Origin of the sequence: Glycomyces sp. NRRL B-16210, assembly GCF_000719515.1 — a bacterium.
In the GTDB taxonomy this organism is placed as follows: domain Bacteria; phylum Actinomycetota; class Actinomycetes; order Mycobacteriales; family Micromonosporaceae; genus Glycomyces.
Window position 1 is genome coordinate 47,396 of record NZ_JOGR01000014.1, and the last position, 21,252, is coordinate 68,647.

General features: G+C 71.8%; 17 protein-coding genes and 2 tRNA genes. 12 read left to right on the forward strand and 7 right to left on the reverse strand.

What is annotated here, in order from left to right; genetic code table 11:
• Positions 1 to 101 precede the first annotated feature (101 nt).
• A complete protein-coding gene (locus IF12_RS0120075; RefSeq protein WP_030161643.1) occupies positions 102 to 950 on the reverse strand; it encodes an HAD family hydrolase in 849 nt (282 codons plus the stop codon).
• Positions 951 to 1,080: 130 nt separating this feature from the next.
• Here IF12_RS0120075 and IF12_RS0120080 point away from each other — a divergent pair, with 130 nt between their 5' ends.
• Positions 1,081 to 1,443: a DUF488 domain-containing protein gene (locus IF12_RS0120080; protein WP_030161645.1), complete on the forward strand. Its 363-nt coding sequence runs from the start codon at positions 1,081 to 1,083 to the stop codon at positions 1,441 to 1,443.
• Between the two features lie 78 nt (positions 1,444 to 1,521).
• Here IF12_RS0120080 and serS read toward each other — a convergent pair whose 3' ends face one another.
• Complete coding sequence (serS, locus tag IF12_RS0120085) at positions 1,522 to 2,778, reverse strand: serine--tRNA ligase (protein ID WP_030161646.1); 1,257 nt, start codon at positions 2,776 to 2,778, stop codon at positions 1,522 to 1,524.
• A gap of 66 nt (positions 2,779 to 2,844) precedes the next feature.
• Here serS and IF12_RS27070 point away from each other — a divergent pair, with 66 nt between their 5' ends.
• From IF12_RS27070 to IF12_RS0120110, 5 genes are all read left to right on the forward strand, one after another.
• Entirely contained in the window at positions 2,845 to 3,186 is a 342-nt protein-coding gene (locus tag IF12_RS27070) for a metallopeptidase family protein (protein ID WP_197034822.1), read from the forward strand.
• 315 nt (positions 3,187 to 3,501) lie between these two features.
• The gene (locus IF12_RS0120095) at positions 3,502 to 3,897 is read left to right on the forward strand and encodes a molybdopterin-binding protein (protein WP_030161649.1); all 396 of its coding nucleotides are present in this window, start codon (positions 3,502 to 3,504) and stop codon (positions 3,895 to 3,897) included.
• A 24-nt stretch (positions 3,898 to 3,921) separates the two neighbouring features.
• On the forward strand, positions 3,922 to 4,668 hold the full coding sequence (modA, locus tag IF12_RS0120100) for a molybdate ABC transporter substrate-binding protein (RefSeq protein ID WP_030161652.1): 747 nt from the start codon (positions 3,922 to 3,924) through the stop codon (positions 4,666 to 4,668).
• 15 nt (positions 4,669 to 4,683) lie between these two features.
• Entirely contained in the window at positions 4,684 to 5,487 is an 804-nt protein-coding gene (locus tag IF12_RS0120105) for an ABC transporter permease (RefSeq protein ID WP_030161653.1), read from the forward strand.
• The gene (locus tag IF12_RS0120110) at positions 5,484 to 6,716 is read left to right on the forward strand and encodes an ABC transporter ATP-binding protein (protein ID WP_035749772.1); all 1,233 of its coding nucleotides are present in this window, start codon (positions 5,484 to 5,486) and stop codon (positions 6,714 to 6,716) included. The genes IF12_RS0120105 and IF12_RS0120110 overlap by 4 nt, the downstream gene beginning before the upstream one ends.
• 137 nt (positions 6,717 to 6,853) lie before the next feature.
• Here IF12_RS0120110 and IF12_RS0120115 read toward each other — a convergent pair whose 3' ends face one another.
• The 3 genes from IF12_RS0120115 to pheA form a co-directional block, all read right to left on the reverse strand.
• Complete coding sequence (locus IF12_RS0120115) at positions 6,854 to 8,134, reverse strand: MFS transporter (protein WP_051704660.1); 1,281 nt, start codon at positions 8,132 to 8,134, stop codon at positions 6,854 to 6,856.
• Positions 8,135 to 8,245: 111 nt separating this feature from the next.
• Positions 8,246 to 9,007 (reverse strand): helix-turn-helix transcriptional regulator, encoded by a 762-nt coding sequence (locus tag IF12_RS26330; protein ID WP_081913782.1) that lies wholly within the window; start codon positions 9,005 to 9,007, stop codon positions 8,246 to 8,248.
• Between the two features lie 92 nt (positions 9,008 to 9,099).
• The gene (pheA, locus tag IF12_RS0120125; protein WP_030161660.1) at positions 9,100 to 10,035 is read right to left on the reverse strand and encodes a prephenate dehydratase; all 936 of its coding nucleotides are present in this window, start codon (positions 10,033 to 10,035) and stop codon (positions 9,100 to 9,102) included.
• A gap of 229 nt (positions 10,036 to 10,264) precedes the next feature.
• Between pheA and IF12_RS0120130 the strand changes: the two genes are divergently transcribed.
• The 4 genes from IF12_RS0120130 (at position 10,265) to IF12_RS0120145 (ending at position 13,713) form a co-directional block, all read left to right on the forward strand.
• Positions 10,265 to 10,337: transfer RNA gene (locus IF12_RS0120130), tRNA-Glu, on the forward strand.
• Between the two features lie 90 nt (positions 10,338 to 10,427).
• Positions 10,428 to 10,502 (forward strand) — tRNA-Asp (locus tag IF12_RS0120135).
• A 284-nt stretch (positions 10,503 to 10,786) separates the two neighbouring features.
• Positions 10,787 to 12,835, forward strand: coding sequence for an RNA degradosome polyphosphate kinase (locus IF12_RS0120140; RefSeq protein WP_030161663.1), 2,049 nt, complete (start codon positions 10,787 to 10,789; stop codon positions 12,833 to 12,835).
• Entirely contained in the window at positions 12,835 to 13,713 is an 879-nt protein-coding gene (locus tag IF12_RS0120145; protein ID WP_035749775.1) for an NUDIX hydrolase, read from the forward strand. Before IF12_RS0120140 ends, IF12_RS0120145 begins: the two co-directional genes overlap by 1 nt.
• A 63-nt stretch (positions 13,714 to 13,776) precedes the next feature.
• Here IF12_RS0120145 and IF12_RS0120150 read toward each other — a convergent pair whose 3' ends face one another.
• A complete protein-coding gene (locus IF12_RS0120150) occupies positions 13,777 to 16,851 on the reverse strand; it encodes a glycoside hydrolase family 3 C-terminal domain-containing protein (protein WP_166659549.1) in 3,075 nt (1,024 codons plus the stop codon).
• Positions 16,852 to 17,048: 197 nt separating this feature from the next.
• Here IF12_RS0120150 and IF12_RS26335 point away from each other — a divergent pair, with 197 nt between their 5' ends.
• Positions 17,049 to 19,565: an Hsp70 family protein gene (locus IF12_RS26335; RefSeq protein WP_051704662.1), complete on the forward strand. Its 2,517-nt coding sequence runs from the start codon at positions 17,049 to 17,051 to the stop codon at positions 19,563 to 19,565.
• Positions 19,562 to 20,071: an SRPBCC domain-containing protein gene (locus IF12_RS0120160; RefSeq protein WP_197034817.1), complete on the forward strand. Its 510-nt coding sequence runs from the start codon at positions 19,562 to 19,564 to the stop codon at positions 20,069 to 20,071. Before IF12_RS26335 ends, IF12_RS0120160 begins: the two co-directional genes overlap by 4 nt.
• Positions 20,072 to 20,167: 96 nt before the next feature.
• Here IF12_RS0120160 and IF12_RS0120165 read toward each other — a convergent pair whose 3' ends face one another.
• Positions 20,168 to 21,142, reverse strand: a complete 975-nt coding sequence (locus IF12_RS0120165) for a chaplin family protein (RefSeq protein WP_030161672.1) — start codon at positions 21,140 to 21,142, stop codon at positions 20,168 to 20,170.
• Positions 21,143 to 21,252: the final 110 nt, after the last annotated feature.

Consider the following 21,252-nt stretch of genomic DNA (forward strand, 5'->3'; position numbering starts at 1 on the left):
GTCCTCCTTGGTTGTCTCGCTTCGAACCGCCGCTGGGGATCCGTTGCCGTGCTTCGCTCGTCGGTACGCGTTCGGTCGGTGCCCGCTCGCGGTCGCGGTGGTCAGGGGAACCAGCGTGCCAGCACCTTCGCGACCCCGTCCTCCCATACCGGGGGCGCCACTTCGTCGGCGGCGGCCCGGACTTCGGGGTCCGCCTGGCCCATCGCGACGGCGTGTCCGGCCCACGCGAACATGGTGAGGTCGTTGTGGGCGTCGCCGAAGACGACGGTGTCGGCCGATGATACGCCGTAGCGCTCGGCGATGCGGGCGATGCCGGTGGCCTTGGTCATTCCGGGCGGTCCGATGTCGACCCAGCCGTTGAAGCCGACCTCGACGTGGTAGGCCGAGGGGTCGAGGCCGACGCGGTCGGCGAGGCGCAGCGCGTGGGGGCAGCGGGTGCCGCCGTAGCGGTTGTCGGAGTCGATGCGGGCGACGACGCGGGCGGTGGGGCGGTCGAGGAGTTCGTCGACAGAGATGACGCCGGCCCACTTGGCGTGGAAGTCGCGGCGGAAGTGCTCGGTGTGCCACCAGCCGTCGAGGCCGCGGGCGACGGCGAACTGGACCTTCGGGTCGGCGGCGAGGAAGGACTCGACGGCGAGGCGCACGTCGAGGTCGGCCTCGTGGGAGACCTCGCCCTCGGCGAGGTCGAACTCGGCGGCGCCGTGGTTGGCGGAGGCGAAGCCGTCGTCGAGTCCGAGGTCGGCGGCGGTGCTCACGGCGCCCCACAGGGGCCGGCCGGTGACGACGGCGACGGGGACCCCGGCCTCGCGCACGGCCGCGATCGCGTCGACCACCGCTCGGCTCGGCGTCGTGGCCTGCTGGTCGTGGTAGTCCACGACGGTCCCGTCGAGGTCGACGGCGACGAGCTTCGGCGGCGTGTGGCGGGGCTTGGCGGGGGCGGAATCTGACACGCCTCAACCGTAGCGTCGCCTAGGTGAACGGCAGTGGACCGAGCGGCTGAACTCACGCCGCTGTCCTCATGACAACCTGCAATCACACCAAACCCACCCATCGAGGCGGCTTCAGGCATACGGTTCGTCCATGGGCGAGATCACGATCGAACGCGTCTACGACTACCGCACGGACCCGCAGCGGCCCGGGGCGGCGTTCCTGGTCGACCGGCTGTGGCCGCGAGGGGTCGGCAAGGAGGACCTCGAGGGGGTCACCTGGGAGCAGGACGCCGCGCCGTCGCCGAACCTGCGGATCTGGTTCGGCCACCGGGCCGAACGGTTCGAGGAGTTCACCGGCAGGTACCGCGGTGAGCTCGACGGCCACCCCGAACGGACCGAGGCGATCCTCGAGGCGGCCCGGTCGGGGCCGGTGACCCTCTTGTACGCCGCGAAGGACCCCGAGGTCAACCACGCGCTGGTCCTGAAGGGCTGGCTGGAGGAGCGGCTCGAATAGGTACTCCCGCGAAACGCAGCAGCACGCGCCGCGGCCCGCCGACCTGAAGGTCGGCGGGCCGCGGCGTTCGCTCGGGGACTACTTCGGTTCGATGACGTCCTTGCCGAGGAAGGGCTGGAGGGCCTTCGGGACGGCCAGCGAGCCGTCGGCCTGCTGGTGGTTCTCCAGGATCGCCACGAGCCAGCGCGTGGTCGCGAGCGTCCCGTTCAAGGTCGCGGCCACGGCGTTCCTGCCCTGCTCGTCGCGGTACTTCACGTTCAGGCGCCGCGCCTGGAAAGTGGTGCAGTTCGAGGCGGAGGTGAGCTCGCGGTAGCGGCCCTGCGTGGGCACCCAGGCCTCGCAGTCGAACTTGCGCGAGGCCGAGGTGCCGAGGTCGCCCGCGGCCACGTCGATGACCCGGTAGGGCAGCTCCATCTTCTGGAGCATCCGCTCCTCGTAGGACAGGAGCTTCTCGTGCTCGGCCTCGGCGTCCTCGGGCCGGCAGAAGGAGAACATCTCGACCTTGTCGAACTGGTGGACGCGGATGATCCCGCGCGTGTCCTTGCCGTAGGAGCCGGCCTCGCGGCGGAAGCACGAGGACCAGGCCGCGTAGCGGCGCGGCGCGGTCAGGTCGCCGAGGTTCTCCCCCGAGTGGTAGGCCGCGAGCGGGACCTCGGAGGTGCCGACCAGGTACATCTCGTCGCGTTCGAGGTAGTAGATCTCGTCGGCGTGCTCGCCGAGGAAACCGGTGCCCTCCATCGCCTCGGGGCGCACGAGCACCGGCGGGATCATCGGGGTGAACCCGGTCTCGACGGCCTGCTGGATGGCGAGGTTGAGCATGGCGAGCTGGAGCAGCGCGCCGTCGCCGGTGAGGTAGTAGAAGCGGGCGCCGGAGGTCTTGGCGCCGCGCTCGGTGTCGAGCAGGCCGAGGGCCGTGCCGATCTCCAGGTGGTCCCTGGGGTCGGCGATCGCGGTCCGCTCGCCGACCTCGCGCAGGACCACGTAGTCGTCCTCGCCGCCGGGCGGGGCGGCTTCGGCGACGAGGTTGGGCAGGGCCTTCCCGGCGGCGTCGAAGGCCGCGGCGGCCTCGGTGACGCGCAACTCGGCGGCCTTGACCTCGTCCGAGAGGGTCTTGGTGCGGTCGAGGAGGGCGCGCTTGTCGTCCCCTTCGGCCTTGGCGATCCGCTTGCCGAGGCCCTTCTGCTCGGCGCGGAGGGTCTCGAAGGACTGGAGGGCGCTGCGGTGGTCGGCGTCGGCGGAGAGGAGGGCGTCGACGGCGTCCGCGGACGCGCCGCGCTTGCGCTGGCTGTCGCGGTAGGCGTCCGGGTCTTCTCGCAGTGCACGCAGATCAATCACGCCCACCAGATTACCGGCCGGGCCCGCGCGGTCACGAGCGCATATTGTGGGCGTGTGGCGGTGGAGATGGACGAGGCGGACTTCGAGGCGGCGGTGTCCGACGCGCTGGACTCGGTCCCGGTCGAGCTGATGGCGATGCTCGACAACGTGGTGATCCTCGTGGAGGAGGAGCCCGAGGGGCCGGAGAAGGAGCTCCTGGGCCTCTACCAGGGGACGGCGCTGACCGATCGGGGCTGGGAGTACGGCGGGGTCCTGCCCGACACGATCACGATCTACCGGGGGCCGACGCTGCGGATGTGCGCGACGGTGGAGGAGGTGGTCGAGGAGGTCGCGGTGACGGTGGTCCACGAGATCGCCCACCACTTCGGCATCGAGGAGCACCGGCTCCACCAACTCGGCTGGGGCTGACGGCAGGGCCACGGGGCGGCGTTGGCGCCGCCCTCTCCAAGCACCGCCAGACCGGCCGCGCCGCGCGGGCGGCGGTGCCTCGCGGAAGACGCGAAGCAAGACCGGCGCTGACCAGGTTGACCAGGAGCGGGGCCGGCTCATGGTGAGGCCAATTGGGCGGGTCGGCCAACGAACTCATCGCCCCCGGTTCAACTACCGTGCCACGCGGGTGCGACATCACAAGCCTCGCAATCGCGATGGTAGAGGCTTAACAGTCCGGTAAATACGAGGCTTATTCGCTCCCGCAGCTCGTATTCGCGAGGTTAAGCTCATCCCGTGACGACGTTTCGCATCGGGGAGGCCGCCGAGTTGCTCGGGGTCTCGCCGGACACCCTCAGACGCTGGATCGACGCCGGGCGCCTCGCCGCCGAGCGCGACGAGCACGGGCACCGGGCGATCACCGGCGCCGACCTGGCCGCCTTCGCCCGCGAGCGGGCCGCCGCGCCCGACGCGGGCGCCGGCTCCTCCTCGGCGCGCAACCGGATGCGCGGCATCGTCACCGGCATCGTCAAAGACCAGGTCATGGCCCAGGTCGACCTCCAGGTCGGCCCGTTCCGGGTCGTGTCCCTCATGAGCCGCGAAGCGGTCGACGACCTCGGCCTCGAAATCGGCTCACCGGCGACCGCCGTCGTCAAGTCCACCAACGTCGTCGTCGAACGTCCCGAGCACTGACCTTCCTCCCGTCAAGGAGTTCCCATGCGCGCCAAGCCCATCCTCGCCACAGCGGCGATCGCCCTCGCCACCCTCACCGCCTGCGGCGGCGACGACGCCGAAGAAGAGGTCACCCTCACCGTCTTCGCCGCCGCCTCCCTCACCGAGTCCTTCACCGAGATCGGCGAGCTGTTCGAGGCCGAAAACGAGGGCGTCACCGTCGAGTTCAACTTCGCCGGCTCCTCCGACCTCGCCGCCCAGATCACCGAGGGCGCCCCCGCCGACGTCTTCGCCTCCGCCGACGAGGCCAACATGGAGAAGGCCGTCGAGGCCGGCGCCGCGGTCGACCCCGAGACCTTCGCGCTCAACCAGCTCGTCATCGCCGTCCCCGAAGGCAACCCCGACGGCGTCACCGGCCTCGCCGACCTCGCGGGCCTCGACTTCGCCGCGTGCGCCGAAGAGGTCCCCTGCGGCACCGCGACCCAGACCGCCTTCGACGCCGGCGAGCTCGAACTCACCCCCGTGACCTTCGAGCCCGACGTCAAGTCCACCCTCCAGAAGCTCACCCTCGGCGAGGTCGACGCCGCCCTCGTCTACCGCACCGACGCCATCGCCGCCCAGGACGAAGTGGACGCCGTCGAGTTCCCCGAATCGGCCGAGGCCGTGAACACCTACCCGATCGTCGCCCTCGAAGAGGCCCCGAACGCCGACCTCGCCGCCGCGTTCACCGCGTACATCCTCTCCGAGGACGCCCAGGCCGTGCTCGAAGCCGCCGGATTCCAGCAGCCGTAAGCGACGGGGAACGCCATGCCAGCCCAGCGGACCCGCCGTCGCCGCCGCGTCCCGGCGGCGCTCCTGGCCCCCGCCGTGCTCGGCCTGGCGTTCCTCATCCTCCCCCTCGCCGGGCTCCTCATCCGCGCCCCCTGGGCCGAACTCCCCGCCCGCCTGGCCGAACCCGAGATGCTCGCGGCCCTGCGCCTGTCCCTGGTCACCGCCACCTCCGCGACCGCCCTCTCCCTGTTCTTCGGCGTCCCGATCGCCTGGCTCCTCGCCCGCGGCGACTTCCCCGGCCGCAGCCTCCTGCGCGCGCTCGTGACCGTGCCGCTCGTGCTGCCGCCCGTCGTCGGCGGCGTCGCGCTCCTGCTCGTGTTCGGCCGCAGCGGCCTCATCGGCGCCTGGCTCCACGAGCGCTTCGACGTCACCATCCCCTTCACCACCACCGCCGTGGTCCTCGCGATGACCTTCGTGTCCATGCCGTTCCTCATCGTCTCCGTCGAAGGCTCCCTGCGCGGGGCCGACGCCCGCTTCGAAGAGGCCGCCGCGACCCTCGGCGCGGGCCGCTGGACCGTGTTCACGCACGTCACCCTCCCGATGATCGCCCCGGGCGTGCTCGCCGGCGCGGTCCTGTGCTGGGCGCGGGCGCTCGGCGAGTTCGGCGCCACCATCACCTTCGCCGGGAACTTCCCCGGCCGCACCCAGACGATGCCGCTCGCCGTCTACCTCGCGCTGCAAACGGACCTGGAGGCCGCGATCGTGCTCAGCCTGCTCCTGCTCGCGGTGTCCGTCGTGGTCCTCGCGTCCCTGCGCGACCGCTGGACGGCCGCGCCGTGAACACCGAGAGCCCGAACACCGGCCTGGACGCGCACCTCGTCGTCGACCGCGGCGAGTTCCGCCTCGACCTGCGCCTGCGCGTCGCACCCGGCGAGACCGTGGCCCTGCTCGGCCCCAACGGCGCCGGCAAGACCACCGCCCTGCGCGCCCTGGCGGGCCTCGAATCGCTCTCCGCCGGACGCATCGCCCTCAACGGCACCCTGCTCGACCGGCCCAAGAACGGCGGCGAGATCGACCGGGCAGAACTCGGCCCCGAGAACCAAAACCGTTCGGCCGCAACAGGGCGGGGCACCGGACCGAACACCGCGGCGCGACGCCGCTCCGGCGCCCTGAACACCGACCCGAACCGCGAACCCGGCGAGCCCGCCGACGGCCCGCGATACCGGTGGGTCCCGCCCGAGCACCGCCGCATCGGCGTGGTCTTCCAGGACTACCTGCTGTTCCCGCACCTGAACGCGCTCGACAACGTCGCCTTCGGACCCCGCCGCCGAGGCACCGGCCGGGCCGAGGCCCGCTCCCTCGCCGCGGACTGGCTCGCCCGCGTCGGCCTGAGCGACTTCACCAGACGCCGCCCCGCGCAGCTCTCGGGTGGGCAGGCGCAGCGGGTGGCGCTCGCGCGGGCGCTGGCGACCGATCCGGCGCTGCTGCTGCTCGACGAGCCGCTGGCGGCCCTGGACGCGCGGACCCGTCTCGACACCCGCGTGGAGCTCCACCGGCACCTGGCGGGCCACTCAGGGGCGGCGGTGCTGGTCACGCACGACCCGGTGGACGCCCTGATGCTCGCCGACCGGCTCGTGGTGGTCGAGGACGGGCGGGCGGTCCAGGAGGGCGACGGCGAGTCGATCACCGCCCGGCCCCGCACCGACTACATCGCCCGGCTGGTCGGGCTCAACCTGTACCGGGGCAGGGGTTCGGGGAGCGCGGTCCGGTTGCCGTCGGGGACGACGCTCCAGACCGGCGAACCGCTCGAAGGCGAGGCCTTCGCCGCGTTCGCGCCCAGCGCGGTGTCGCTGTTCCGGGAGCGGCCTGACGGGAGCCCCCGGAACACCTGGCGGGCGACGGTGTCGGGGGTGCACCGGCACGGCGACCACATCCGGGTCCAGTTGGAGGGCCCGCTGCGCGCAGCCGCGGACGTGACCCCGGCGGCGGCCGCGCACCTGCGGCTGGAGCCGGGCCAGACCGTGTGGGCCGCGGTGAAGGCCTCTGAGATCCGGTCCTACCCGGCCTGACCGGCCCGCGTCAGGCAAAGGCGCTTGCCTGGCGCGCTCCGGGCAAGGGCGAGGGCCAGAGGCGGGAATCCGCCTCTGGCCCGTTCATGTTTCCGACCCTTCTCCGGCGCGCCTTTCCGTCGCGCCCTCGGCGGGTCTCACCGCCATAGGACTCGCGGCGCTAAGGCGACCGCGCCGACCAGGTCGCGGCCCGCGGCCGGGGCCGGCTTCGGAGTGTCGTCGGCCCGGCGGATCAGCGGCAGGCAGGCGAGCACGATCCCGATCGACACCAGGCCGACGGCCATGAACGCGACCTGCACGTCGATGAAGGTGGACATCGCGCCGCCCAGCAGGAACCCGATGAGCTGGGCCGCGTTGACCCGGCCGTTCACGGCCGCGTTCGCCCGGCCCCGGAAGGCCTCGGGGACGCGGCGGGCCAGGGCGATGCCGATGGCCGAGTTCTCCCCGGCGTTGAACAGGCCGCCGATGAGGTTGATCGGCACCAGGAGCAGCACCGTGAACAGCGGCAGGCCCTGCCCGAAGCAGACCAGGCCGACCCCGGCCAGGCAGGCCATGAGCATCCACGCCAGCTGCACGTCCCGCTCCAGGCGGCGGATCACCGCGGCCGCGATCCAGGCGCCGGCGACCATGCCGACCGTCCAGCAGGCCCTGATGAGCCCGTACACGCCCTCGCTCGCGTCGTAGACCTCGCGCACCAGGAAGACGCTGAGGACGTTCACCGCGCACATCGCCGCGATCACCGCGCTCAGGCCCAGCACCATCGCGCCCAGGAGCTTGTCGCCGCTCAGGCGCCATCCGGCGGCCTTGGTCCCGCCGTGGACGACGGCGGCCCGGCGGACGCCGCCGCGGCGGGTGCGGATGTCGCAGCACAGCAGGACGCGGGCGATCGCGCAGGCGGCGGCGACCATGAGCGCGGCCCCGGCGCCGTGGGCGCCGATGATGAACCCGGCCGCGGCCGGGCCGGCCGCGAGCCCGGCGAGCGTCCCGGTCTGGACCAGGGCGACCGCGCGGGGCAGGTCCTCGGGCCGCGACATCGCCGGCACGAGGGCGCCGACGACCGGCTGGAGCATCGCCGTCCCGCAGGCGTTGAGGATGACCAGCGCGAACAGGGCGTAGAGGTTGTCGGTGAAGACCATCGCGACGATCGAGGCGGCCTGGAGCAGGCCCGAGTGGGCCATGAGCGCGCGGCTGTCGAAGCGGTCGGCCATGCGGCCGGTGATCGGGGCGAGCACGACCAGCGGGAGGGTCGCGCAGATGATGAGGGCGGCGATGGCGAAGCCGCCGTAGCCCTCGGTCTGGAGCTTGAGGGTGAGGGTGAAGTCGGCGGTGAACATGGCCGTTCCGGCAAGGAAGGCGCAGGTGGCGGCGGTGTAGACGTCGGACCAGCGGGTCCCGTCGAGGAAGGATGTGAAAGACATATTTCGAAGATACTCTTTCACGATCAGATGCGAAAGAGGTTTTTCAGATTTTTTGAAGAATTTCTTTCACGCCTCGGCGGGAGCCTGCTCGCGGCGCTCGGCCGCGAGTCCTCAGATCCTCGGGAAGAACCGGAACAGCACGTGGAAGACCACCGTGCCGTCCTCCGCGTCGGTCCCCTGATCGATCCGCTCGATGGTCCGGTCCACGTACTCCTGCTCCAGCTCCTGGTACCGCCGGGAGAACTCCGCGGCCTCCTCCTGCGTCAGGCGCAGGTGCCCCTGCTGCGTCATCGACGCCTCCCGCAGCTTCGGGTCGACGTCGAACCGCCCTTCCATCCAGCGCCGGTAGCTGCGATCCTGCTGCTCCCGGAACGCCTCCCCCATCGTTCGCTCGATGGCCCTGTCGCTCTCGGAGGCGTCGGGGTCGGCCGAGATCGAGAAGCTGTGGATGCCCAGGCGCCACAACCGCTCGCGCGCGTCGCCGCGGCTCGGGGCCTCTTCGATGAACCCCGCCTTCGCGAGGGTCCGCAGGTGGTAGCTCATCGCGCTCGGGGTCATCCCCGCGACCTCGGCGATCTCGGTGGCCGTGGCCCCGTCATGGCCCTGCGTCCGGCGCAGCGCCAGGTGATCGAAGACCGCCATCCGGGCCGGATGCGCCAGCGCCTTCATCCGCTCGGGGTCGGAGATCTTGATGATCTCCCTGACCACCGGCCGGGACTCGCCCACCGGAGGTTCCGGCCGAAGCGGCTCGGGCGCCTCGGGCGGCAGGACGGCGAGTTCGGGCGGCTCCGGTTCACGCGGCGGGACGGAGGCCGGCGGCGTCGGCGGCCGGGGCACGGGCCCGATCGAATGCGAAGCAGATGTTTCAGACATGGTTCAAGCTAACCACGCCGCTCGCGCCAGGTGCGCGGCCATCGCGGAATCGGCCGGCGTTCGCGGTGGTGAGGGTCGCCGCGCGTCCCGGTTCATTCGGCGCCGGGCCCGCCTGACCGGCCGTGGTCGCGCAGGCTCTGGAGCCAGGCGGCGGCGTCGGCGAAGTCGGCGTCGGTCAATCCCGCGGGCGCGGGGACGGGCGCCTCGGCGTGGTCGCGGGGGTAGGAGCCGAGGTAGCGGACGTCGGCGCAGATGCGGCGCAGGCCGGTGAGGGCCTCGCCCATGCGGGCGTCGGCGAGGTGCCCGGTGCAGTCGAGGAAGAACGCGTACCGGCCGAGACGCTCGCCGGTGGGGCGCGATTCGATGCGGGTGAGGTTGATGCCCCTGATGGCGAACTCGGTGAGCACGCCCAGGAGCGCGCCGACGCGGTCGTGGTCGATGTAGACGGCCAGGGAGGTGACGTCGTTGCCGCTGGGTTCGGGCGGGGCGGCCGGGCGCGTGACGTGGACGAAACGGGTCTCGGCCCTGGCGTTGTCGCCGATGTCGAAGGCCTGCACGGGAAGGCCCACGGCCTCGGCGGCGAAGGGCGGGCACACGGCCGCGTCGAACTCGCCGTCGACGACGCGCTGGGCGGCCTGGGCGGTCGAGAGGGCCTGGTGGACCACGGCGTCCGGGAGTTCGCGGCGCAGGTAGCGGCGGACCTGTGCGAGGGCGACGGGCATGGAGGCGACCGTGGCGATCTCGGCGATCGGCTTGGCGGAGGCGAGCACGAAGGTGATCGGGAGGACCACTTCGCCGGCGATGACGAGGGGGTCGCCGCCGACGAGTTCGTCCACGGTGAGGGTGACGGTGCCCTCCTGGGAGTTCTCCAGCGGCACGAAGCCCGCTTCGACCTCCCCGCGGCGCACGGCGTCGAGGACTTCGGGGATCGAGGGCATCGGGACGGTGGCGGCGCCCTTGGCGGCGGGCAGTCGGCGGAGCGCGGCCTCGGTGAAGGTCCCGCGCGGTCCCAGATAGGCGAACTCCATGGGCCAACGCTAGCAAGGCGCGGCCCGGGTCCGGGCCGGGCGGGGCCCGCGAGCTGGGCCGCGACCGGTGGGCGCGAGAGTGCGGTTGAGACCGCGGTCTCAAGGTCGACCCGCCCTTTTCGAGTCGGGCGCTGTCGCGTATGCTTGTCGAGCCCGAGCGGAATTCCGCGGTGGTAAGCCGGAGAAAACGGAATGCGACATTCGTTGTCGTGTGCCAGGATCACTGAGCGCCCCCATCGTCTAGGGGCCTAGGACGCCGCCCTTTCAAGGCGGTAACACGGGTTCGAATCCCGTTGGGGGTACGACCCAGACGCGGTGCCGGTCACTCGGAGCGCGACTGGTATAAATGAAGAGGTCTTGCGGCCTTGAAGGACACGAAAGCGTCCGACCAAGGTCCCGTAGAGCAGCTAGGAGTGCTCGCCACCCTGTCAAGGTGGAGGTCGCGGGTTCAAATCCCGTCGGGACCGCGTTTCGACCCCGGTGCGAAAGCACCGGGGTTTTTCGCGTGCCCGCCCGATGCGCTCTCCAGGCGCGGCCCCGGCCGGCTCCGAACCGGCCGCGCAACCTTGAGGACACCTTCGGGCGGGGTCCCCGCCGCCGCTTCAGCGGGGCTCCGGCGGCCCCGAACCCTTCCGTGAGCGCGGCCGCGAAGGCGCCCTCCAAAATGGCCGCGGGCGGTGATCTCGCGATCGCGAGGGGATTTCAGGGCGCGTTCACCGTGGGTTCACTTTCTTCGTTAACCTTGTGATGTATGACGAATAGTGACCTCGTTCCCCTCGTTGACACCGGTTTGCCGCCCGACCGGTTCCTCGATCGCGAGGAGAGCTGGCTGCGGTTCAACGGGCGCGTGCTGCGCCTGGCGCAGACCCCCGAACTGCCCCTGCTCGAACGGGTCCGATTCCTCTCGATCTTCTCCAACAACCTCGACGAGTTCTTCATGGTCCGCGTCGCCGGGCTCATGCGCCGCCTCGCCACCGGCCTGCCCGTGCGCACCTCCACCGGCAAGCCGCCCCACACCGTCCTCAGCCGCATCGCCCGCCTCGCCCACCGGCTGAGCATCGAGCACGCCGAGTACTTCCGCGACGAGATCGCCCCGCTCCTGGCAAAGGAGGACATCGCGATCGTCCGCTGGGCCGACCTCGAGGACGCCGAGCGCGCCCGGATGCACGAGTTCTTCCGCACCCGCATCTACCCCGTGCTCACCCCGCTCGTGGTCGACCCCGTGCACCCCTTCCCGTACATCTCCGGCCAGTCGCTCAACCTCGCCGTTCAGGTCCGCGACCCCCGCAACGGCGCCACCCGCTTCGCCCGCGTCAAGGTCCCCCCGCTCCTGTCGCGCTTCATGGCCGTCGCCCCCGGGCGCTTCACGCCCCTCGAAGACGTCATCGCCGCCCACCTGGAGCACCTGTTCCCCGGCATGGACGTCCTGGGCCATCACACCTTCCGCGTCACCCGCAACCAGGACCTGGAGATCGACGAGGACATCACCGAGAACCTCCTCCAGACTCTGGAGCGCGAGCTGCTGCGCCGCCGCTTCGGCCCGGTCGTGCGCCTCGAAGTGGAGGACACCGTCGACCCGCTCGTGCTCGACCGGCTCATCGCCGAGCTCGGCGTCGACGAGGAGGTCGTCTACAAGCTCCCCGGGCCGCTCGACCTCGCCGGGCTCGACGCGCTCGCCGACCTGGGGCGCACCGAGCTGAAGTACCCGCCGTTCCGGCCCTCCGAGGCGGTCCTGCCGCCCGACGCCGACCTGTTCGCCGTCATGCGCGAGCGCGACGTGCTCGTGCACCACCCCTACGACTCGTTCACCGCCTCGGTGGAGCGGCTCATCGAGGAGGCCGCCGCCGACCCGAAGGTCCTGGCGATCAAGCAGACCCTCTACCGCACCAGCGGCAAGTCCCCCATCGTGGACGCGCTCATCAGCGCCGCCGACGCCGGGAAGCAGGTCGTGGTGGTCGTGGAGATCAAGGCGCGCTTCGACGAGCAGGCCAACATCGACTGGGCCCAGAAGCTGGAGCAGGCCGGCTGCCACGTCATGTACGGGATCGTCGGCCTCAAGACCCACTGCAAGCTCGCGCTCGTGGTGCGCCAGGAGGCCGACGGGACGCTGCTGCGCTACAGCCACGTCGGCACCGGCAACTACCACCCCACGACCGCGCGCCTCTACGAGGACGTCGGGCTGCTGACCACCGACCCGGAGGTCGGCGAGGACGTCAACGCGGTCTTCAACCACCTCACCGGGTTCTCGCGCGACGAGGACTTCAACCGGCTCCTGGTCGCCCCGCACTCCCTGCGGCCGGGCCTGATCGAGCGGATCGACCGCGAGATCGAGCACCACCGCATGGGCCTGCCCGCCCGGCTGCGGTTCAAGTGCAACTCGCTGACCGACGAGGGGATCATCGACGCGCTGTACCGGGCCTCCCGGGCCGGCGTCCAGGTCGACCTGTTCATCCGCGGCATCTGCGCGCTGCGCCCCGGCGTCCCCGGCCTGTCGGAGAACATCCGGGTCCGCAGCGTGCTGGGCCGGTTCCTGGAACACTCGCGGGTGTACGTGTTCGAGAACGGCGGCGATCCGGAAGTATGGTTGGGCAGCGCGGACCTGATGCACCGCAACCTCGACCGCCGCGTCGAGGTGCTGGTGCGAGTGCAGGGCGACGCCCACCGCGCGCAGCTCACCTCGCTGCTGGACCGCGGCATGGACGCCGACACCCGGACCTGGAGGCTCGGCCCGCTGGGCCTGTGGACCCGCCAGAGGGGCGGGGGCGACCTCCAGGAACAACTCATGCAGGAGCACAGTTGATGCAACCCGAGATCTTCGCCGCCGGCGCCGTGCTCTGGCGCCCGGGCGAGGAGGGGCCCGAACTGGCCCTCATCCACCGCCCCAAGTACGGCGACTGGACCTTCCCGAAGGGCAAGCTCAAACGCGGCGAGCACCTGCTCGCGGCGGCGCAGCGGGAGGTCTTCGAGGAGACGGGGATCCGCCCGGTGCTCGGCCGCCCGCTCGCGCCCTCCTTCTACGACAAGGAGGGCCGGCTCAAACGCGTCGACTACTGGTGCGCCACACCGGCGGCCGAGGAGGCCGTAGACGAGGCGGTGGACCCTCGCGAGGTCGACGACCTGGAGTGGGTGCCCCTCGACGCCGTCTCGGAGCGGCTCACCTACGAGCGGGACCAGCCGGTCCTGGCCGACTTCGCGCGCGAGGCCGCGCGCGACACCGTGCCGCTGGTGTTCGTCCGCCACGCCATCGCGCTGTCCAAAGCGGACTGGTTCGACCAGGACGAGCTGCGCCCGCTCAACCAGCGCGGCAGAGAACGCGCCCAGCAGCTCGAAGTGCTGCTCTCGGCGTACCCGAGCGGGCGGGCGTACAGCTCCACGAGCGCGCGCTGCCTGGAGACCCTGCTGCCGTACTGCGCGGCCGAGGGCGTCTCGGTGACGGGACTGCCCGAGTTCACCTTGGGCACCAGCAAACCCGCCGAGGCCACGGCCCGCCTGGACGCGATCATCGAAGCGGGCGGGCCCGCGGTGATCTGCGGCCACGGCGAGAGCATCGACGAGATGATCGCCTACGCCGCCGGCAAACTCGGCACCCCGGTCTCCTTGGGCTCCTTGGACAAGGGCTCCTTCGTCGTGTTCCACACCGCCGAAGGCCGCCTAGTGGCGACCGAGCACCACGACTGACTCGCGGCTTCGCGGACCCGACCGGCGCCCCGTTCTCCGAAGCCGGAGAACGGGGCGCCGGCGTCAGCGGCCCAGTCGGATCGAGTCGACGTAGAGGCCTCCGGCGCGGAAGCGCAGGTACAGGTCCTGCGTGCCCTCGGCGCCTTCGAGCGGCGCGGTGACGTCCGTGAACGCCTGCGGCCCTGCGGTCTTGGGGACCTCGACCTCGGCCAGGAGCCTCCCGTCGGGGGCTCCGGCGCGGACCTCGATCACCGGGTCGGACAGGTCCGCCCAGTCGGCCGCCGTCGTGGCCGTGCGTAGTTCGATCGTCTTCGCGCCGTCGAGGACCGCGTTCGTGAAGCCCGCGAAGGCGCCCGGACGGCGCGATGCCGTCGAGTGGTAGCCGCCTTCGCGCTTGAGCGTGTGCAGTTTCGACACCTCCCAGTAGGTGAGGCCCTGGGCGATCGTGGCCTTCTCCCAGACGTTGGCGGTCTCGGAGAGGTCGAGCGGGGCGATGGTCCCGCCGGCGATGCGGATGGTCGCCTCGGAGCTGCCGGCCCGGAGGGTGTACCGGCCGGTCTCGACGATCCGCTTGCCGCTCACCACATCCCACACGAACAGGTCCTGCGGGTCCACGGTGATCAGGGCGCGGCGGGTCTCCCCCGGCCGCAGGTTCTTGACGCGGGTGAACCCGGCGAGCTGGCGCTTGGCGACCCGGTCGCCGTAGGCGGAGTCGAGCGAGGTCGCGTAGACGAGGGCCACCTCGTCGGAGACCCGCTCGCCGGTGTTGGTCAGGTGGACCACGACGGTGAACGGCTCCTCGGCGCTCACCTTCGCCGGCACCTCCAGCGGGCCGTACTCCACAGTGGTGTAACTCAGGCCATGCCCGAAGGGGTACACCGGTTCCGCGTCGGAGTAGCGGTAGGTCAGGCCGGCGGCGATCACGTCGTACTCGAGCATGTCGACCTCGCTGACGCGGTACGCCTCGGTGTTCGGTCCCGGCTTCGGGAGCGAGGCGGTGTCGGCAAGCCACGTCGAGGTGAGCCGCCCGGCGGGCGAGCAGTCGCCCGCGAGGGCCTCGGCCAGCGCGGTCCCGGCGGCCTGCCCGGCGTGGGAGGTGTAGAGGATCGCGGCGACGTTCGGGTCGTCCGCGATAGCGCCGATCGCCAAGGGGTAGGCCGAGACCACGACGACGACGGTGCGGCCGGGTTTGGCGGCGGCGACCTCGCGGACGAGTTCGGCCTGGCGGGGCGCGAGGTCGAGTCCGGGCCGGTCGAAGCATTCGCGGGCGTTGACGAGCGGGTGGTTGCCGACGAGGACGACGGCCCAGTCGGCAGCGGCCGCGACGGTCGCGGCCGCTTCGGGGCCGTGCTCGACGAGGGTCTCGGTGAGGACGGGTTCGTAGGGGCCCTTGACGAGCGGGAGCGAGCGGTCCTCGGCGAGGCGGACGTGGAAGGGCCCGTCGGGTTCCGACGGGACGTGGTTGACGCCGAACAGCTCGACGGCGCCGGTGGATCCATCGGCGGGTCGATAGTGGAGGTTCTGGTGGGTGAACCAGGCGTTGGCGTCCTCCATGTGCTCGTCCTGGGCGAGGAGGACCGGTCCGCCGGCGCCGGAGGCGCCGGCCTGGTTGGCGAAGGTGGCCGGGCCGTCGCCGCGCTCCAGGAGGTTCGCCATGACGAACCTGCCGGTGGCGTTGTGGCGGAACATGTGCTGTTCGTGCGCCCAGTCCCAGACCTCGAAGGCCTCGGTGTCGCCGAGGGTCTCGGAGTGGGCGACGAGCGCGCCGCCTTCTGCGACGTTGACGTACGCGCCGCCGGCTCGCCAGGCGATGGTGTCGTTGCCGCTGTGGTGGGTCACGCGGTCCGCGCCGAGGCGCTCGCGCAGGGCCTGGAGCGGAGTGGTGCGGCGTTCGAGCGGGACGAGCGGGCTGTAGTAGTCGCGCAGGTTGAGGTCGGCGAGCGGGCCGAGGACGGCGACGCGGGCGCCTTCGGGGAGCGGGAGCGCCGAGCGGTCGTTCTTGAGCAGCACGAGCTGTTCGCGGGCGGCCTGGAGGGCGAGTGCGATCGCCTCGGGCCGGTTCTGGGGGTGCGGGTCGGGCGCGATCAGGTTGTACTCGCAGTCCTCGCCGTCGAGTCTCCCTGCGCGGACGAGGAAGTCGAGCCAGTCGCGCACGGCCCGGTCGAGGTGCTCGGTGGTGAGGCCGAACAGGCCGCGGCGGACGGCCTCGCCGGCTTCGGCGACGAACGGCAGGTCGGAGCCGTCGTGGAAGTGGGTCTGTCCGGCGTGGAGCATGAGGCCCCCGGCGAGGACGCCGAGCTCCTCGGCGTCGATCTCGCGGCCTTCCTCGGCGGCGAGGGCGGCGGGGTAGGGCACGTCCTCCTTGGGCCGCTCCCAGGTGTCCCAGGCGGCGCCCTTGGTGGTGTGGAGGTTGACGCCGTCCCAGCCGTCGGGGAGGAAGAAGAACCGGCCGCCGGCCCATTCGGCGCGGAGCGTCTCCAGGATCGGGGAGATGATCGAGGGGACGCCGTTGACGAGGTTGTAGGAGGTCATCGCGCCGAGGACCGCGCCGGCCTCGACGGGCTTGCGGTAGGGCACGGCCTGGTACTCGTGGAGGGCGCGCACGCCCATGGAGGCGGAGGTGCGGTGGCGGTGGTACTCGTGGTTGTAGCCGAGGAAGTGCTTCATCTGCGGGAAGAGGCGCACGTAGTCGGGGTGGCGCCCGCGCAGGCCCCACGCGTAGGCGGTGGTCATGGCGGCGGCGTGGAGGGGGTCCTCGCCGAAGCCCTCCTCGAAGCGGCCGGCGAGGGGGTTGGAGCGGAGGTCGGCGACGGGGCCGAAGCCGGCCAGGACGCCGGTGTCGCGGGCGCGGGTCTCGTGGGAGACGACCTCGCCGACGCGTTCCATCAGCTCGGTGTTCCAGGTCGCGCCGAGGCCGATGGCCTGGGGGAAGAGGGTGGCGTCGGCGTGGTGGCCGGATCCGTGGAGGACTTCGTTGAAGTTGTTCTTCAGTTCGGGGAGGACGGTGCCGTCGGCGAGGACGGTCTCGGGGACGCCGTTGAGGCAGGCGAGCTTCTGCTCGTCGGTCATGAGTGCGAGGAGGGCCTCCACTCGCTCGGCGACGGGCCGGGTCGGGTCGAGGTGGACGGGAGCGCTCATGCGGTTCCGATCGGTCGGTGACAGGTCCCACGACATTACGACGTACGACCAGACAAATTCAAGCGGGAAGTCGGTCCCTTCGGAAGGAAGACTGTGACGCGCGACATGCGGGCCGCTCGGCCGGTTGCGGCGCTCGGCCTCGTTCTCGCGTGCTTGCAGGGCGACCGCTCCCCTTCGGATTCGTTACGATCCTTGTCATGAGCCCCGGCCCCCGCACCTCCCTCGGCGTCGACTTCGGCACCTCGCACACCATCGCGGTGGTCCGCCGCGCCGACGGGAGCGTCCGCCCCCTCCTGTTCGACGGCGCGCCCCTGATGCCCTCCGCCGTCTGCGCCGACACCGAAGGCGGCCTCCTGGTCGGGCGCGACGCCGTCCACGCCGGCCGCCGCCACCCCGAGCGCTTCGAGCCCAACCCCAAGCGCCTCATCGACCGCCCCTCCACGCTCCTGGGCGACCGCGAGTACCCCGTCCCCGACCTCATCGCGGCCGTCCTCGACGCCGTCGCCGACGAGTGCCGCCGCGTCGTCGGGCGCCCCGCGCAGGTCACCCTCACCGTCCCCGCCGAATGGGGCCCGGCGCGCCGCCAGGTCGTCGAGGACGCCGCCGCCCGCTCCGGCCTCGGCCGGGTCCGCCTCGTCCCCGAACCGGTCGCCGCCGCCACCTACTACGCCGAGGCGCTCAAGCACCACATGCCCGTCGGCTCCTCCATCGTCGTCTACGACCTCGGCGCGGGCACCTTCGACGCGAGCGTGGTGCGCCGCAGCGGCGACGGCTTCGAGACCGTCGCCCTCGATGGTCGCGGCGACCTCGGCGGCCTGGACATCGACGCCGCCCTCATCGAGCACCTCGGCGCCACCTACGGCTCCAGGGACGGCTGGAAGCGCCTCACCGACCCGACCACGATCGAGGAGCGCCGCTTCTTCCGCGAGTTCCGCGACGAGGTCCGCGCCGCGAAGGAGCGGCTCTCCCGCCACCAGCAGGCCGACATCGCGATCCCGCTGCTCGACGTCGAGGCGCACCTGACCCGCACCGAACTCGAGCAGATCGCCGAGCCGCACCTGGAGCAGACGATCCGGGTCACCAAGGCCGTCATCCGCGCCGCGGGCCTGGAGGCGGCCGCGAGCGCGGGCGTGTTCCTCGTCGGCGGCGCCAGCCGGATGCCGCTGGTGGCGACCCTGCTCCACCGCTCGCTCGGCGTCGCGCCGATCGTGCTCGACCAGCCCGAAGTGGTCGTCGCCGAAGGCAGCGTGCTGTGGACGCAGTCCAGCCCTCCCGGCTTCCCGCTCCAGACCCCGCAGCACGGGGCGTACGGCGGCCCGATCACGCCCGCCGCGCCGGCGGGCCCCGTCCCCAATACGCCGCAGCGCGGGCTCGCGAACCCGGCGCCGTACACCGAGCCGGTCGCCCCGCCCCAGCACGCGCCGACCCCGCTGTTCCCCACGCCCTCACCGGAGACGCGGCCCGCGACCGTCGCCGCGGCGACGCCCCCGGCGCCGGACCGGCAGACGCTCCCGCCGCAGGCGAATCCACATCAGACCCCCGTACAGCCCGCCGCCCGGCAGCAGGACCCGCCGGTCGCCGAGCCGAAATCGGAAGCGGACCGGTTGCGCGCCAGGAAGACCGGACGCCGGGTCATCATCGGGTTCATCCTCGTGGACATCCTCATCATCGCCGGGCTCGTCTGGTACTTCGGCCGCGGCGCCGAAGCCGACGACATGGCCTTCGAGCCGGCCTGGGGCGATCTGGCCGAAGCGGGCGCCGCCGCGGGCGAACTCGTCGGCGCCCACGACGACGCCATCGCCTCACTTGCCACAATGGACACCGATGCGGGCCCGATGGTGTTCTCCGCCGGCGCCGACGGCCTCGTCCGCCAGTGGTCCATGACCGCAGGCGACCTCGTCGACGAGTACGAGTTCCCCCAAGGCCTCAACACCCTCTGGACCGCCACGGGCGCCGACGGCGCGGACATCATGGTCGCCGTCGACCGCGACTACCGCGCCCACGTGTGGACCGCCGAGACCGGGGCGTTCACGGCGGCCGGCAGACCCGCCCTGGCCGCGCAGGACGACGTCCAGTACCTGCGCACCGGCACCCGCGAGGGCCACCCGGTGCTCGCGCTGCTCACCGACACCCACATGGAGGTCTACGACCTCCACACCCGGTCCTCGCTCGGCGTCGCCGCGATCCCGGCAGGGGCCGACTGGCCCCGCTTCTACGCCGATGAAGAGGAGCGCTACACCGACCTGGTGTACGCGGCCGCCGAGTACCCGCTCGGGCGGGCCAACACCGAGACCGGCGAGCCGTGGGGCCCGATCGAGGACTACGGCGCCTGGACCGACCTCGACCAGCCGAACGGGCTCAGCGTCGTCTACGACGACACGGTCCCCTACGCGATGCTCTACAGCACCACCGGCTACGTGTACTTCTGGAACCTCCTCACCGGCGAGCCGTCCTTCACCCCCACCCCCTACGGGGAGGTGACCGACGAGTACCACCACGAGCTGATCCCCACCGAGTTCGGGCCCGCCCTCATGCACATCGACGGCGAGGGCGGGGCCCACGTCACCGGCGTCGAAGGCGCCGGAGGCCTCGAGTTCCCCGGCGGCGACAATGCCGAGGTCACCGAGACCGAGCTCTTCACCGTCGACGGCCATCCGGTCGCCGTCACCGGCGACGACAACGGCAATATTCGATTCTGGAGTCTGGGACTGTGATCATCCTGGTCGTCGCGGCGGTCATCGTCGCGGCCACAACCGCATACGCGATCTGGGCCATGGGCCAAGAGCACCGGATCGAGACCACCGCGCACCTCGACGCGCGCGCCAACGAGGTCTGGGCGGTCCTCACCGACTTCCCCGCCTACGGCGAGTGGAACCCGTTCATCACCGAGATCACGGGGCTCCTCGCCGAGGACGAACGGCTCGAAGCGGCCTTCACGCAGCCGGGCGGCAAGGTCAACCGGTTCCGGCCGCGGGTCATCCGAGTCTCGCCGGCCCGGCAGATCCGCTGGCTCGGCAAACTCGGCCCCGGCGGGCTGTTCGACGGCGAGCACTACTTCGTGCTCCAGCCGCAGACCGACGGCACCACCGTCCTCACGCACGGCGAACGGTTCACCGGTGTCCTGGTGCCGTTCATGAAGCGGCTCCTGGCCGACACCGAGCAGGGCTTCACGTCGATGAACACCGCGCTCGAAGCGCGCCTGGAAGCGGACGAGGAATAGCGAACGCAAAGGATCGCGCCGCGGCTCCCGCCGCGGCGCGATCAGTGTGGAGTTCCGGCGGGGCCGCGTCGAACCCGTCGCGGCCCCGCCGAGTCGTTAGAGCAGGCCCGCTCCGGCCAGCTCGGTCACGCCCGCGACGGAGCCGGCAACACCTTCGGAGGTGGCGTTGCCGACCAGGCCGCCGGTGAGGCCGCCGACGACCGGGACGTTCCCGGCCAGGTCGCCCACCGTGTCGAGACCGGGGACGGGGAGCTGCTCCTCGTTGAGGTCCACGTTCGCGGCCTCGGTGGTCGCGAGCTCCTTGTGGCTGTGGTGCTTGTCCTTGCCGCCGGGGATCTCCGCGTCGGCGCCGCCGTCGCACGAGGCGGTGGCGTAGCCGAGGATCGCGATGGCGTTGCCGCACACGTTGATCGGCGCCTGGATCGGCGCGAACACCTGGTTGCCGTTGCCGAGGCCGACGTTGTCCTGGGTGGTCAGGTCGCCCGCGCCGGCGTAGTCGGCGCTGGCGCCGCCCTCGCAACCGGCGTCGGAGGCCCCGCCGACGGCGATGGCGTTCCCGCAGGCGTTGATCGGCGCCTGGATCGGCGCGAGCAGCTGGTTGCCCGACAGCGCGCCGTAGTTGCGGCGGGTCGTGGTGTCGGACTCGGTGACGTGGCCCGACTCGGTGATGACAGCGTCGGAGCCGCCCTCCGAGCCGGCGTCCGCGGCGCCGCCGACGGCCGCGGCGATGCCGCTGACGTCGACCGGCACCTGGACGGGGGCGAACACCTGGTTGCCGTTGGCGAGACCGGTGTTGTTCTGGGTGGTGAGGTCGCCCGCGCCGGCGAAGTCGGCGCTGGAGCCGCCCTCGCAACCGGCGTCGGCGGCGCCGAGGACGGCCGCGGCGATGCCGCAGATGTTGATGGGCGCCTGGATCGGCGCGACCACCTGGTTGCCCGACACGGCCCCCACCTGGTCCTGCGTGGTGACGTCAGGTCCCCAGGCGTGAGCGGTGCCGGCGCCGGCGACGAGGACCGCCCCCGCCGCGACGAAACCGGTCTGCGCGGTCTTACGTGCCCATGAGTAGTTCACGAAGTTTCACCTTTCAGGGAAATCGTTCTTCTTGTTCCATCACGTATCCCCCGTGAAGCTCCGTGGCTCCGATGGCTTGTGCGCGCCCGGCGAGCTGGGTCTCGCCTGGA